The 14,920-nt window shown below is 59.5% G+C and carries 11 protein-coding genes; 4 read left to right on the top strand and 7 right to left on the bottom strand.

Translation table 11 applies throughout. The features are described from left to right. Nucleotides 1-3 precede the first annotated feature (3 nt). Together fadB and JFU47_RS26820 are read right to left on the bottom strand one after the other, a co-directional pair. Nucleotides 4-2,151: a fatty acid oxidation complex subunit alpha FadB gene (gene fadB, locus JFU47_RS26825; RefSeq protein WP_123365430.1), complete on the bottom strand. Its 2,148-nt coding sequence runs from the start codon at nucleotides 2,149-2,151 to the stop codon at nucleotides 4-6. A 540-nt stretch (nucleotides 2,152-2,691) separates the two neighbouring features. Then, nucleotides 2,692-3,129: a hypothetical protein gene (locus JFU47_RS26820; protein WP_201186880.1), complete on the bottom strand. Its 438-nt coding sequence runs from the start codon at nucleotides 3,127-3,129 to the stop codon at nucleotides 2,692-2,694. A gap of 104 nt (nucleotides 3,130-3,233) precedes the next feature. Between JFU47_RS26820 and JFU47_RS26815 the strand changes: the two genes are divergently transcribed. Beyond that, nucleotides 3,234-3,671, top strand: a complete 438-nt coding sequence (locus tag JFU47_RS26815; protein WP_008151425.1) for a universal stress protein — start codon at nucleotides 3,234-3,236, stop codon at nucleotides 3,669-3,671. A gap of 66 nt (nucleotides 3,672-3,737) precedes the next feature. Here JFU47_RS26815 and JFU47_RS26810 read toward each other — a convergent pair whose 3' ends face one another. Further along, the gene (locus tag JFU47_RS26810; RefSeq protein WP_140679711.1) at nucleotides 3,738-5,657 is read right to left on the bottom strand and encodes an ATP-binding cassette domain-containing protein; all 1,920 of its coding nucleotides are present in this window, start codon (nucleotides 5,655-5,657) and stop codon (nucleotides 3,738-3,740) included. A 213-nt stretch (nucleotides 5,658-5,870) separates the two neighbouring features. On the opposite strand from JFU47_RS26810, the gene JFU47_RS26805 reads away from it, so the two are divergent. Continuing rightward, a complete protein-coding gene (locus tag JFU47_RS26805; RefSeq protein WP_201186879.1) occupies nucleotides 5,871-7,799 on the top strand; it encodes a transglycosylase SLT domain-containing protein in 1,929 nt (642 codons plus the stop codon). 147 nt (nucleotides 7,800-7,946) lie between these two features. Here the strand turns inward: JFU47_RS26805 and JFU47_RS26800 are convergent, their stop codons facing one another. Continuing rightward, on the bottom strand, nucleotides 7,947-9,734 hold the full coding sequence (locus tag JFU47_RS26800) for an ABC transporter transmembrane domain-containing protein (RefSeq protein ID WP_161990836.1): 1,788 nt from the start codon (nucleotides 9,732-9,734) through the stop codon (nucleotides 7,947-7,949). Between the two features lie 260 nt (nucleotides 9,735-9,994). Here JFU47_RS26800 and JFU47_RS26795 point away from each other — a divergent pair, with 260 nt between their 5' ends. Beyond that, nucleotides 9,995-10,174 (top strand): PA1571 family protein, encoded by a 180-nt coding sequence (locus JFU47_RS26795; RefSeq protein WP_140893610.1) that lies wholly within the window; start codon nucleotides 9,995-9,997, stop codon nucleotides 10,172-10,174. Between the two features lie 187 nt (nucleotides 10,175-10,361). Here the strand turns inward: JFU47_RS26795 and pdxB are convergent, their stop codons facing one another. Further along, nucleotides 10,362-11,504: a 4-phosphoerythronate dehydrogenase PdxB gene (gene pdxB / locus JFU47_RS26790; RefSeq protein ID WP_201186875.1), complete on the bottom strand. Its 1,143-nt coding sequence runs from the start codon at nucleotides 11,502-11,504 to the stop codon at nucleotides 10,362-10,364. Between the two features lie 285 nt (nucleotides 11,505-11,789). Between pdxB and JFU47_RS26785 the strand changes: the two genes are divergently transcribed. Continuing rightward, nucleotides 11,790-13,199, top strand: coding sequence for an MATE family efflux transporter (locus JFU47_RS26785; RefSeq protein ID WP_140893612.1), 1,410 nt, complete (start codon nucleotides 11,790-11,792; stop codon nucleotides 13,197-13,199). Here JFU47_RS26785 and tusA read toward each other — a convergent pair. Beyond that, nucleotides 13,196-13,447, bottom strand: coding sequence for a sulfurtransferase TusA (gene tusA, locus JFU47_RS26780; protein WP_007907805.1), 252 nt, complete (start codon nucleotides 13,445-13,447; stop codon nucleotides 13,196-13,198). The two genes, JFU47_RS26785 and tusA, sit on opposite strands and share 4 nt — an antisense overlap. Nucleotides 13,448-13,626: 179 nt before the next feature. Beyond that, nucleotides 13,627-14,700, bottom strand: coding sequence for a 23S rRNA (cytidine(2498)-2'-O)-methyltransferase RlmM (gene rlmM / locus JFU47_RS26775; RefSeq protein ID WP_008157308.1), 1,074 nt, complete (start codon nucleotides 14,698-14,700; stop codon nucleotides 13,627-13,629). Nucleotides 14,701-14,920: the final 220 nt, after the last annotated feature.

The following is a 14,920-nucleotide window of genomic DNA, read 5'->3' as shown; positions in this document are numbered from 1 at the left end:
CGCTTAACCGAAGAACCGCTGGCCGGTTTTGGCCATTTCACGCAGTTTTGCGGTCGGGTGGTACAGCGCGCCCAAATCAGCGTACTGGTCAGCCAGGGCAACGAACTCTGCAACACCGATCGAATCGATGTAGCGCAGCGCACCGCCACGGAATGGAGGGAAACCAATACCGTAGACCAGACCCATGTCGGCTTCGGCAGCGGTTTCGACAATGCCGTCTTCCAGGCAACGCACGGTTTCCAGGCACAGCGGGATCATCATCCAGTTGATGATGTCTTCGTCAGTGACTTCGCGCTGTTCGAAAACGATCGGCTTGAGCACTTCCAGTACCGACGGATCAGCGACTTTCTTCTGCTTGCCGCGCTTGTCGGTCTCGTAGGCGTAGAAGCCCTTGCCGTTCTTCTGGCCCAGGCGCTTGGCTTCGTAGAGCACGTCGATGGCCGAACGACGGTCGTCTTTCATGCGGTCCGGGAAGCCTTCAGCCATTACGTCGCGACCGTGGTGGCCGGTGTCGATACCGACCACGTCCATCAGGTACGCCGGGCCCATTGGCCAGCCGAATTTTTCCATGACCTTGTCGATACGGACAAAGTCCACACCGGCGCTGACCAGTTTGGCGAAACCGCCAAAGTACGGGAACAGCACGCGGTTGACCAGAAAGCCCGGGCAGTCGTTGACGACGATCGGGTTCTTGCCCATTTTCTTGGCGTAGGCAACGGTGGTGGCAACCGCCACCTCGCTGGACTTCTCGCCACGGATCACTTCTACCAACGGCATCATATGCACCGGGTTGAAGAAGTGCATGCCGACGAAGTTTTCCGGGCGCTTGAGGGCTTTGGCCAGCAAGGTGATGGAAATGGTCGAGGTGTTGGACGCGAGGATGGTGTCCTCTTTGACCTTGTCTTCGACTTCGGCCAGAACGGCTTGCTTGACCTTCGGGTTCTCGACAACTGCTTCAACCACCAGGTCAACGTGACCGAAATCACCGTAGGACAGGGTCGGACGAATGCCGTTGAGCACTTCAGCCATTTTCGCAGGGGTCATGCGACCTTTATCAACGCGGCCCACCAGCAATTTGGCAGCTTCGGCCAGACCTTGCTCGATGCCGTGCTCGTTGATGTCTTTCATCAGGATCGGCGTACCTTTGGAGGCCGACTGATAAGCGATACCGCCACCCATGATGCCAGCGCCCAATACGGCAGCCTGCTTCACGTCTTTGGCGATTTCGTCGTAGGCCTTGGCCTTTTTCTTCAGCTCCTGATCGTTCAGGAACAGGCCGATCAAGCTCTGCGCAGCAGAGGTCTTGGCCAGTTTGACGAAACCGTTGGCTTCGACTTCCAGCGCCTTGTCGCGACCGAAGTTCGCGGCTTTCTGGATAGTTTTGATCGCTTCGACCGGTGCCGGGTAGTTCGGGCCCGCTTGACCGGCCACGAAACCCTTGGCGGTTTCGAACGACATCATTTGTTCGATGGCGTTGAGCTTGAGCTTTTCGAGCTTCGGCTGACGCTTGGCCTTGTAGTCGAACTCGCCGGAGATGGCGCGCTTGATCAGCTCCAGAGCAGCTTCCTGCAGTTTCTCAGGGGCAACCACTGCGTCGACTGCGCCGACTTTCAGCGCGTCGTCAGGGCGGTTTTCCTTGCCGGCGGCAATCCATTCGATGGCGTTGTCGGCACCGATGATGCGCGGCAGGCGCACGGTACCGCCGAAGCCCGGGTAGATACCCAGCTTGACTTCCGGCAGACCGATCTTGGCCTTGGTGGACATGACGCGGTAGTCCGCCGCCAGGCACATTTCCAGACCGCCACCCAAGGCGATGCCGTTGATCGCGGCGACAGTCGGGACGTTGAGGTCTTCGAAATCGCTGAAAATCTTGTTGGCTTCCAGGTTGCCAGCAACAAGCTCTGCATCAGGCAGCTTGAAGTTCTCGACAAATTCGGTGATGTCGGCGCCGACGATGAACACGTCCTTGCCACTGCTGACGATCACACCCTTGATCGAAGCATCTGCCTTGATGGTGTCTACGGCCTGACGCAGTTCGTTCAGGGTTAGACGGTTGAACTTGTTGACGGACTCACCCTTGAGGTCGAATTTCAATTCGACGATGCCACTTTCAAGAGCCTTAACCGTGATGGCTTTACCTTCGTAAATCATCAACTGATCTCCACGATATGGAAGCTGAACAGTACACGTCGGACGCAGGCGAATGGCTCGGCAGGGACGTTTAACGTCAATGCTACGCCCATCCACCCGGCACACCCGCCAACGCGATAGTCGGGATTCTGTAGGAGCGGTCTGTAATACAAACGCTCAATTCATACGCCCGTTTGATTTGGGTGCGTCACCTTCACGGAATTTCCGACAATTGTCAATCGCCCAAAATACGGGTTGAAACGCGACTTTCCGGTCATTTCCGTACCGCGAAGCCCTGCAACACGCGGCTGCATGTGAGGCCATTCATAGGATCAATAGTTAGAAAAGTCGCCCTAATTCGCTGCAGCCTTTGTTTAACAAGCTACGCTGGCGGGACCTTGAGGAAAAAACACCAACGCTTTTGGCGAATGCCCAGCGTAAGATCAGCGCCACACAGAATTACCGGCCTGCCTGGCCAACTCCAGCCCGATGATCATGTCGGGCTTTTTATTGCCTGTCTGCCGGACGTTTCGCGCCATTGCGGCGCGAAATTTCCGCGTTTTATGCCAGCGCTTTCAGCACCGCATCAATATCCTGCAAAACCGTCGCTTCGCCCTTCTCGCCCCAATACAACGTGATCATCTGCTTGTCTGCTTCGACCTTGTAAACGTTGTCTGGCAACTTTTCGAAATGAATCAGCAACGCAGGCTCCTCGCAGACCTCCTGCCACTGATTGACCCACACACCCGGCGCTTTTTGCCAGTAACTCCAGCACGCCGGTCGATTGCCACGTCGTGGCCGATGGTATTGGGCGCAAGGGCTCGGCGGCTCCTTGCTCAGCCAGTGCGGCCAGTCCTGAGGCGCCAGTTGCATCGCCAATCCGATGCGTCGCGCCTCCATGCGCAGAGCCATGCGGCCGCTCTGATGGCGCGATGGGCGCAACCATGCCAGCGGACTCAGTACCACCAACATGATTGACACCACTATCCAGACCGTCATATCTGTACTCCCGATTCTTGATGAGCGCATTGGGTCACTTTGAAAACAATGCGCTTGAAACCAGCCATACTTACCAATATTGCAATCCTCAGGAGGAGCACCTCATGCCCTACAACCACATTCTGGTCGCTGTAGATCTAACCGAAGAGTGCGATCCTGTAATCCACCGCGCTCGCGAACTGTCGGTGAGCAACGGGGCGAAGCTGTCCCTGGTGCACATTGTCGAGCCGATGGCCATGGCCTTTGGCGGCGACGTGCCCATGGACCTGTCACAACTGCAACAACAGCAGTTCGATCAGGCCAAGGAACGCCTGGACCGACTGATCGTGAAGTACCCGGAACTCTCCAAGGAATACAGCCACCTGACCTACGGCCAGCCACGCCAGGAGATCCATCACCTGGCCAAGGAACAAACCTGCGACCTGATCGTGGTGGGCAGCCATGGCCGACACGGCCTGGCATTGCTGCTGGGTTCGACCGCCAATGACGTGCTGCATGGTGCGCCCTGTGATGTGCTCGCGGTGCGCCTGATCAAAAGCTAAACCACAGCTCCTACAAAAAGCCCGGCGCTCATCACTGAACGCCGGGCTTTTTTATAGCAGGATCAATCAGGCATCCAGCTCGGCCCAGCGCTCGACCATTACGTCGTGCTCAGCCTGCAACTGCTCCAACTGAGCGATCACTGCAGCGGTCTCGGCAGCCGGACGCTGATAGAAACCGGCATCGGCCATTTGCGCCTCAACGGTAGCGATCTGCTGCTCCATGGCTTCGATCTGACCCGGCAACATTTCCAGCTCACGCTGCAACTTGTAGCTGAGCTTCTTCTTCGCCACCGGCGCTTCGACGACAGCAGCGACTGGCGCAGCTTCGGCCGTCACGACAGCGGAGGTCAGGTCGGCTTTACCGGACTTGCTCTCGGTCACGCCCAACAGGCGCGGCGAGCCGCCCTGACGCAGCCAGTCCTGATAACCACCGACGTATTCACGAACCTTGCCTTCACCTTCGAAGACCAGGGTGCTGGTGACCACGTTGTCGAGGAATGCCCGGTCGTGGCTGACCATCAGCACGGTGCCGTTGAAGGTCAGCAAGACCTCTTCCAGCAACTCGAGGGTTTCGACGTCGAGGTCGTTGGTCGGTTCGTCGAGAACCAGCAGGTTCGCCGGTTTGCTGAACAGTTTCGCCAGCAACAGACGGGCGCGCTCACCACCGGACAGCGCCTTCACCGGCGTGCGGGCACGCTGCGGGCTGAACAGGAAGTCGCCGAGGTAGCTCAGCACATGGCGGCTCTGACCATCGATATCGATGAAGTCGCGACCTTCAGCAACGTTGTCAATTACGGTCTTTTCCAGGTCCAGCTGATGGCGCAACTGGTCGAAGTAGGCCACGTCGATGCGCGTCCCCTCTTCCACTGTGCCGCTGGTTGGCTGCAGACCGCTGAGCATCAGCTTCAGCAGTGTGGTTTTGCCGGTGCCGTTGGCGCCGAGCAGACCGATGCGGTCGCCGCGCTGCAGGACCATCGAGAAGTCCTTGATCAGGAACGGGCCGCCCGGGTGAGCAAAGCTCACGTTCTCGAGAACCATGACCTGCTTGCCGGACTTGTCAGCGGTATCCAGCTGGATGTTGGCCTTGCCGGTGCGTTCACGACGCTCACTACGCTCGTTGCGCAGGGCTTTGAGGGCGCGGACGCGGCCTTCGTTACGGGTGCGGCGAGCCTTGATGCCCTGGCGGATCCAGACTTCTTCCTGGGCCAGTTTTTTGTCGAACAGCGCGTTGGCGGTGTCTTCCGCGGCCAGCGAGGCTTCTTTGTGCACGAGAAAGCTGGCGTAGTCGCCGTTCCAGTCGATCAAGCCACCGCGATCCAGTTCCAGAATGCGGGTCGCGAGGTTCTGCAGGAATGAACGGTCGTGCGTGATGAACAGCACGGCGCCCTGGAAATCCTTCAGCGCCTCTTCGAGCCAGGCAATTGCACCGATGTCCAGGTGGTTGGTCGGTTCGTCGAGCAGCAGCAGATCGGGCTCGGAAACCAGAGCCTGAGCCAGCAGGACGCGACGACGCCAGCCGCCGGACAATTCGGCGAGGGTCTTGTCGGCCGGCAACTGCAGACGGCTCAACGTGCTGTCGACCAGTTGCTGCAAACGCCAGCCGTCACGGGCTTCGAGGTCGTGCTGGACGTGCATCAGTTTGTCCAGGTCGGCGTCGGTGACGATGTTCTGGCTGAGGTGGTGATACTGCGCGAGCAGTTCGCCGACACCGTCCAGACCTTCAGCCACCACGTCGAACACGGTCCGCTCGTCGGCTACCGGCAATTCTTGCGGCAATTCGCCAATCTTGAGGCCGGGTGCGCGCCAAACGGAGCCCTCATCGGGCTTCTGGTCGCCCTTGACGAGCTTCATCATGCTGGACTTGCCAGTGCCATTACGGCCGATGATGCACACCCGCTCACCACGGGCGATCTGCCAGGACACCTTGTCCAACAACGGCATAGCGCCGAAAGCAAGGGACACATCGCTGAATTTGAGCAGGGTCATGAGCTTCTCCAAAAACCGGGCGCGCATTCTACCTGACTTGAGGCTTCAGAAGGCCGGCAATTTCACTGTCGAAGTACTCTGCATAACAAATGTTGCGATCTTGTGCCGACAGGCCGGCAAAGCTTTCGCCCCCTGCTGGCAAAAGGCTAAGCTACAGTTAATTCAGTGTTGGCATCGTCAACGCTTGTCATGATTTCTCTGTTCGGACGTCTCATGCGCAGTCGCCTTTTTGGTCTTTTATCGTGTTTTCTTCTTTCTGCCACTGCCATCCAAACAGCACAGGCGGTGGACCTGTCTACCCAGCGTCAATACTACGATGAAGCCAAGCGTGCCCTGGCCAAGGGTGATACAGGTCCTTACTTCCGTTACAGCCAGGCGCTTAGTGATTACCCGTTGGAGCCTTATCTTGCGTATGACGAACTGACCGCACGTCTGAAAACCGCGAGCAATGCCGAAATCGAGAAATTCCTCGCCGAACACGGCGACCTGCCGCAAGCCAACTGGATGAAACTTCGCTGGTTGCGCTGGCTGGCTGATCGCGGCGACTGGGCGACCTTCGTCAAGTACTACGACCCCAAGCTCAATTTCACCGAACTGGACTGCCTGAACGCGCAGAATCAGATCGCGCGCAACCAGAAGACCGAAGGTTATGCCAACGCCGAAAAACTCTGGCTGACCGGTAAATCGCTGCCTGGGGCGTGTGATGGCTTGTTCGGGATCTGGGCCGCCGAAGGTCAACTGACCGAACAGAAACGCTGGGAGCGCACCAAACTCGCCGCTCAGGCGCGCAACTACCCGCTGGCCAACAGCCTGGTGAGCGGCCTGACCACCCTCGGCCCGCGCGGCCGCTTGCTGGTGGATGTGGCGCAGAAACCCGAGCTGCTCAATCAACCGTCGCGGTTTACCCCGGCCGACGAGCCGATGTCCGACATCGTCAGCCTCGGCCTGCGCCGCCTGGCCAAACAGGACCCGGACAAGGCCATGGACCTGCTTGACGGCTATGCCAGCAGCATGCACTTCTCCCGTGATGAGAAAGTGGCCATCGCCCGGGAAATCGGCCTGACCCTCGCCCGACGTTTCGACCCGCGCGCACTGGACGTGATGACCAAGTACGACCCGGAACTGCGCGACAACACCGTGTCGGAATGGCGCCTGCGCCTGTTGCTGCGCCTGGCCCGTTGGGACGACGCCTATCAGTTGACCCGTCGTTTGCCACAAGACCTGGCCACCACCAACCGCTGGCGCTACTGGCAAGCCCGTAGCCTGGAACTGGCTCAACCGCAAAACCCGGAAGCGCAGACTCTTTATAAAGGCCTCGCCCGCGAGCGTGATTTTTACGGTTTCCTCGCAGCGGATCGTTCGCAGTTACCTTACTCGCTGAACAACAAACCGCTGGTGCTCAGCCAGGCGCTGATGAACAAGGTCCGCAACACCCCTGGCGTGCGTCGGGCTCTGGAGTTTCATGCTCGCGGACAGATCGTCGATGGTCGCCGCGAGTGGTACCACGTCAGCCGCCACTTCAGCCGCGAAGAAATGGTTGCCCAAGCGAAACTGGCCTACGACCTGAAATGGTATTTCCCGGCGATTCGCACCATCAGCCAAGCTCAGTACTGGGACGACCTGGACATCCGCTTCCCGATGGCCCACCGCGAAACCCTGGTACGCGAAGCCAAGGTCCGCGGCCTGCATTCGAGTTGGGTGTTCGCCATCACCCGCCAGGAAAGTGCCTTCATGGACGACGCCCGTTCCGGTGTCGGCGCCAGCGGCCTGATGCAACTGATGCCCGGCACCGCCAAGGAAACTGCGCGCAAGTTCAGCATTCCCCTGGCATCGCCGCAGCAGGTGCTGGACCCGGACAAGAACATCCAGCTCGGCGCCGCGTACCTGAGCCAGGTCCATAGCCAGTTCAACGGCAACCGCGTCCTCGCCTCCGCCGCCTACAACGCCGGTCCCGGCCGCGTACGTCAGTGGTTGCGCGGTGCCGATCACCTGAGCTTCGACGTGTGGGTGGAAAGCATCCCGTTCGACGAAACCCGCCAGTACGTGCAAAACGTGCTGTCGTACTCAGTGATCTACGGCCAGAAGCTCAACTCACCGCAGCCGCTGGTGGATTGGCATGAGCGCTACTTTGACGATCAATAACCGGTAATGCCGGTTATGTAGGCGCTGGCGGAGCCTGCGATCTTTTGATCTTGTCCTAAAAAATGCCCGCATCGAGTGATGCGGGCATTTTGGTTTGTGGTTCAAAGCAAGATCAAAAGATCGCTGCCTCGTTTCACTCGACAGCTCCTACAGATGAAGATCGAGTTCGGCCTTACCGTCATTGAACTGCAATGCCGCCAACCGCGCATACAGCGCGTTGCTCGCAATCAATTCCTGATGCGTGCCCACCGCCACCAGTTTCCCCTGATCCATCACCGCGATCCGGTCAGCGTTTTTCACCGTGGCCAGTCGGTGGGCGATGACCAGCGTGGTGCGGTTTTTCATCAGGCTCGGCAGAGCTTGCTGGATCAGGTGTTCGCTCTGGGCGTCGAGGGCGCTGGTGGCTTCGTCCAGCAGCAGGATCGGCGCGTCCACCAGCAGCGCTCGGGCGATGGCCAGGCGCTGGCGTTGACCGCCGGATAAACCGAGGCCACCGTCGCCAAGGTGGGTCTGGTAGCCGTTGGGCATTTGTTCAATGAAGTCGTGGGCGTAGGCGATTTTCGCCGCTTCCTGAACCTGGGCCAGGGTTGCCGTCGGGTTGCCGTAGCGAATGTTCTCTTCGATGCTGCCAAAGAACAGCGCCGGGGATTGCGAGACCAGGGCGAAGCAGCGGCGCAGGTCCAACGGATCGAGTTGAGTCAGCGGCACGCCATCGAGCAGGATGCGTCCTTCGGCCGGGTCGTAAAAGCGCAGCAGCAGATCATAGACCGTCGACTTGCCGGCACCGGAGGGGCCTACCAATGCGACTGTTTCGCCAGCATTGATCGTCAGATTCAAACCATCGACCGCATAGCTTTCGGGACGCGACGGGTAGGAAAAACGCACGTCTTGCAGCACCAAGTCACCCTTCACCCGTTCAGGCAAGGTCACCAGGCCAGTGGTCGGTGGCCGGATGATGTTCTCCGAACGCAGCAATTCGGCTATCCGCTCGGCGGCGCCGGCGGCACGCTGCAGTTCGCCAATCACTTCGCTCAACGTGCCGAATGCGCTGCCAACAATCAGGCTGTAAAACACAAACGCCGCCAGCTCGCCCGCGGAAATCCGCCCGGCGATGACATCCATTCCGCCGACCCAGAGCATCACCCCGACCGCGCCAAGTACCAGTACGATCACCAGGGTAATCAGCCAGGCTCGCTGGAAGATCCGCTTGCGAGCGGTGTTGAAGGCCTCTTCCACCGTTGCGGCAAAGCGCTGCTCATCCTGGACCTGATGGTTGTAGGCCTGCACGGTTTTGATCTGGCCCAGGGTTTCGGAAACATAGCTGCCGATATCGGCAATCCGGTCCTGGCTCAGGCGCGACAGGCTACGCACCCGACGGCCGAAGATCAGGATCGGCGCGATCACCAACGGCAACGCGACCACGACGATGCTGGTGAGCTTGGGGTTGGTGATAAACAACAGGACGATCCCGCCGATCACCATCAACAGATTGCGCAGAAACAGTGACAATGAAGAGCCGATTACCGATTGCAGCAGCGTGGTGTCAGCGGTTAACCGCGACTGGATCTCAGAGCTGCGGTTGTCTTCGTAGAACCCAGGATGCAGGTAGATCAGATGGTTGAACACCTGACGGCGGATGTCCGCGACAACGCGCTCACCGATCCATGAGACCAGGTAGAAACGCGCGAAGGTGCCAATCGCCAGCCCGACCACCAGCAACATAAACAAGCCGATGGACTGGTTGAGCAAATGCGGCGACTGGGTCATGAACCCCTGATCCACCAGCAGGCGAATCCCCTGCCCCATGGACAAGGTGATGCCCGCCGTGACGATCAATGCGAGCAAGGCACCGACGGCCGGCCAGCGATAAGGTGCGATGAAACGCAGGGCCAGGCGCATGGCGCGCCGTTGACGGGAAGAGAGGATGGAGATCATTCGATGGCGCAACCAGTAGGGTTTGACGCGATCAAGCCTACACCGGTCGATGGGCTTGAACGCTGTAAATCATAATGAGTCAGGTTAAATATGACCGCAAAGCCTAGCACCTAGACGGTATTGGTCTAAAGTCCGGGTGGCAACGCCGCGGTATTTCTGGTGGACTGATGCTGCCGCCCTGGGGCGATCGCAGGGAGCTGTCACAGTCCGGTCACCTGGCGGTTCTACAGTAAGCACACAACCTGATGAGGAGACAGGCCATGTCCTTGCAAAACAGCAGCGAAGACAAGATTGAAGTGATCCGCACACAGCCAGACCAGTCTCTGGGTTGCTCAATTATCGATAAGGATGGGCGCGAAGTACCGATCACTGAAGGCATGATCCAGGACGCTTGCCGCGAACTGGAAAAGCGATTGGTCAAGCCTGCCGAACAAGAGTGATATAGCCACCGTCTTCTTGACCCGGCCTCTGATGGCCGGGTTTTTTATACCTGCTTATCCAGAAATTGCAGTGCGGCCCTTCGCGAGCAGGCTCGCTCCCACAGTGATCTCCAGTGGATATAGCGTCTGTATACGACTGAGATTAAATGTGGGAGCGAGCCTGCTCGCGAAGGGGCCGACTCGATGCTCAGACAGCAGAAGCCCCCAACGCCGCCACGATCTTCTGCAACTCAGGCGCATCCCCCTCGATCCGCACCTGCAACCCATCAATCTCACGCCGCAGCGGATAATGCTTGCGCAGTGAATCGAACGCTGCACGCTGCTCGTTCACATTGCCTACAAGGCTGCGACGGAAATCCGCATCATCGCGGCGCGGGTCGTACACGCCACGGCACAACATGGCCAGCGACCAGGCGGGATCGCTGTTAGCGTTCAAGGTCACTTGCGCCAACCAGGGTGCGGGAAGCAAATCGTTCAAGCTGATCTGGGCCGCTTGCCCGAGAAAATCGCAATACGCCTGATAAATCTGCGCCGTCCCACGCTGTCTGCCGTCGAGGCTGTAACCGGCAATGTGCGGCGTCGCCAGCACACAGAGTTCGGCCAGTGCCACGTCGACCTCAGGCTCACCTTCCCAGACATCCAGCACTGCTTGCAGGTCTTCGCGTTGCAGCAGCACCTGGCGCAGCGCGGCATTGTCCACCACCGGGCCACGACTGGCGTTGATCAGCCAAGTGCCGGGTTTGAGCTGGTTCAAACGGTGTTTATCGAGCAGATGCCAGGTCAACTGGGCGCCGTGTTTCTTCAACGGCGTGTGCAGACTGATGACATCGCACTGCTCGATGATCTGTTCGAGGCTGACGTAATCGCCACCTTCTGCGGCTTGCCTTGGCGGATCGCAGACCAGCACGTTCCAGCCCAGACCTTGCAGAACCTTGACCAATCGGCCGCCCACTTCACCGGCACCGACGATGCCGTAGGTGCGTTGAGTCAGGTCGGCACCTTCGATTTCGGCCAGGGTCAGCAGACTGCCGAGCACGTAGTCGACCACGCCCCGGGCGTTGCAGCCGGGTGCGCTGGACCAGGTGATGCCGGCCCGCTGAAAGTAATCCAGATCCAGATGATCCGTGCCGATAGTGCAGGTGCCGACAAAGCGTACCTTGCTGCCTTCGAGCAACGCGCGGTTAACGTTGGTCACCGAGCGCACCAACAGCACATCGGCCTGTTCGACGGTGGCGCGGTCAATGGAACGTCCCGGCACCCGGCGGATTTCACCGAAACCTTCGAAGAAGGCATCGAGCAGCGGGATATTTTCGTCGGCAACAATCAGCATGGCAGGCTCCTTTGGCGGATCGGCAGTGTAGGCGCAGATGACACGTCACGCCTAGCACGCATCCCCTGTAGCAGCTGTCGAGTGAAACGAGGCTGCGATCTTTTGACTTTGTTTTTTAAAGACAAGATCAAAAGATCGCAGCCTCGTTTCACTCGACAGCTCCTACAAGGGAGCGTGCGTGGGGGGAAAAGGATTACAAATCCCTAACACAGCTCTTTTCCTGACCACTGCGTCAGGGCGTAGAATGCGCCGCCTTGCGCATCAACATCTTTGGACGTTTCGCCCTTGAATTCCGTGACTGACCGCCCCGCCGCTACTTCCCTCACCCGCCCCGCCCGGGTTCGCCTGGAGCTGAAAAACCTGCTCGGCCTGGCCTTGCCGATCATGATCGCGCAACTGGCGACCACCGCCATGGGCTTCGTCGATGCGGTGATGGCGGGTCGGGTCGGGCCAAGGGATCTGGCGGCGGTGGCGCTGGGCAACTCGATCTGGGTGCCGGTGTTTCTGTTGATGACCGGCACTCTGCTGGCCACTACCCCGAAAGTCGCCCAGCGTTTCGGCGCCGGCACCCACAGCGAGATTGGCCCGATCGTGCGCCAGGCACTCTGGCTGGCGCTGGTGGTGGGCTTGATGGCGACCGGCATGTTATTCAGCGCCGAACCGATTCTGCACATCATGAAGGTCGATCCCGAACTGATCGGCCCGTGCATGCAGTACCTGCATGGCATCGCCAGCGGTTTGCCCGCCGTCGCGTTCTACCATGTACTGCGCTGCTTCAGCGACGGACTGGGGCGCACGCGTCCGGCCATGGTGCTGGGTCTGTGCGGTTTGGCGCTGAACATACCGCTGAACTACATCTTCATCTACGGCCACTTCGGTGTGCCCGCTATGGGCGGTGTCGGTTGCGGCTGGGCCACGGCGATCGTGATGTGGGTGATGGCGCTGGGCATGGCCGGGTGGGAGCGCTGGGCGCCAGCGTATCAGTCGAGTCAGTTGTTCAGCCGTTTCGACTGGCCGCAGTGGTCGGTGATCAAACGCCTGCTGGGCATCGGCCTGCCGATCGGCATCGCGGTGTTCGCCGAGTCAAGCATCTTCGCCGTGATTGCGCTGCTGATCGGCAGCCTCGGGGCAACGGTGGTGGCCGGACACCAGATCGCGCTGAACTTCAGTTCGCTGGTGTTCATGATCCCCTACTCCCTTGGCATGGCCGTGACCGTGCGGGTCGGCCAGGCGCTCGGCCGTCAGGAGCCGCGTGAAGCCCGTTTCGCCGCCGGTGTCGGCATGGGCACGGCACTGGCCTATGCGTGCATTTCCGCGAGCATGATGCTGTTGCTGCGTGAACACATCGCAACGATCTACACCGCCGACCCGACGGTGATTCATGTTGCGGCGATGCTGATTGTGTATTCGGCGCTGTTCCAGTTTTCCGATGCGATCCAGGTGACGGCTGCCGGCGCGTTGCGCGGCTATCAGGACACTCGGGTGACGATGATCCTGACGCTGTTCGCTTACTGGGGGATTGGTTTGCCGGTGGGTTACACGTTGGGCCTGACCGATTGGTTCGGCGCGCCGAGCGGCCCGAGCGGGCTGTGGCAGGGTTTGATTGTCGGCTTGAGTTGCGCAGCGTTGATGCTGTCGATCCGCCTGACGCGCAGTGCACGCAAGCGGATCCGCATCAGCCATTCGGCGGGTTAAGCAAGTTTCTTGCGGATCCAGTAGAGGTAGGTACCTGCCTCTTCGTGCTGCGCCACCAGTTCGTGGTCGAGAAACACACAGAACTTGGGAATGTCGCGACGGGTCGACGGGTCCGTGGCGATCACCTTGAGCAGGCCGCCGGGCACCAGGTCACGGATGTGCTGGTGCAGCATCATCACCGGTTCCGGGCAGTTGAGGCCGGTGGCGTCGAGGGTGCCGTCAACCGGCGTATCAATCATTTCACTCATGATTCACTCCTGAAACTTGCCGGCATTGTCGCGCATTGCCGGGTGTTCGGTCATCTGTGGCGTTACACCGATCCCTGTGGGAGCGAGCCTGCTCGCGAAAGCGGTGGGTCATTCAACATAAATGCCGGCTGATCTACCGCCTTCGCGAGCAGGCTCGCTCCCACATGGGTCCGTGTGATTCAGCGGGATTTCGGTTTCTTTACGTCAAGTCGACGCAAATGGCAGGTCACTTCTTCACGGTCGTGGTACAGCTGCTTGCAACCGATCTCGACCCGAATACCGCGCTCCTTGAACCCGTCGGCAATGCGTTCCAGCAAACGCTTCACTTCGGCGTAACGCTGTTTCATCGGCAGTTTGAGGTTGACCACCGCTTCGCGGCAATGCCCCTCGCCAATCCATTCTTCCAGCATCGCGGCGTTGCGCGCCGGTTTCTCGACGATGTCGCAGACCATCCAGTCCACCGGTTGCTTGGGCTTGAAGGTGAAGCCGTCAGCCATCAAGTGTTGCACCAGACCGGTGTCCATCAGGCTTTCGGCCATCGGGCCGTTGTCGATCGCAGTCACCAGCATGCCGCGATTGACCAGTTGCCAGGTCCAGCCGCCGGGAGCGGCGCCAAGGTCGACACCAGTCATGTCACTGTGCAGACGCTCGTCCCACTGATCGCGCGGGATGAAATGGTGCCAGGCCTCTTCCAGTTTCAGCGTCGAACGGCTCGGCGCTTCACGTGGAAACTTCAGCCGCGGAATGCCCATCGGCCACATCGCCGAGTTGTTCGACTCGGCCAGGCCCATGAACACTTCGCGGCCACTTTTGAAGGTCAGCAACAGACGCGGTTTGTGGGCATCTTCAACCAGTTTGCCAGCGGCCATCAGCGCCTTGCGCAGGTGGCCTTCGAACTTCTTGCAGAAGTTCGACAGTTCCTTGCCATCGTTGGTGTCGACCATTTCCAGCCACAGGCTGCCGCACAGCGGGAAGTCTGCCATGTGCGCGAGGATCACGCTGATGCGGTCGGTTTCCGGCAGATCGATGAAGATCCCGCGAGCCCACTGGCGCGGGAAGATCAGATCGGCGAACCGCTGGCCACGCATCAGGCGCTCGGCGCCGTCTTCTTCGGTGCAGATGAATTCGGCGCAGGCGCTGGCGGTCTTGGCCTTGGCATAGCCGGCCACGTTCAGCCGCGCGGCGTGTTCGGAAATCTCGGAACAGACTTCGCCTTCGAAGCCCGGCCGGCAATGCATAAAGAGGGTGTTCATTCTTACTCCTGGGCAGTTGGCGAAGAATTCAGCCACTGCGCGATGCCCAGACTTGCGTTGAAGCAAAGCCTGTCACGAAAACCGGCGCATGATAGCCGAGTTCGGAACCTCGGACTTGTCGATAGAGTCCAGTTATTAGCCAGCTACTTAAAACAGGGCTAGTTTTAATGCTCTGTCCGTCCCCTCAGTCCGTAGCCGTGCGGACTCAAAGGAGTGATCG

The sequence above is a fragment of the Pseudomonas sp. TH39(2020) genome, assembly GCF_016650715.1.
Lineage (GTDB): Bacteria > Pseudomonadota > Gammaproteobacteria > Pseudomonadales > Pseudomonadaceae > Aquipseudomonas > Aquipseudomonas mandelii_C.
Note: the sequence above shows the minus strand (reverse complement) of the source record. Positions and strands in the feature narration are given on the sequence as shown.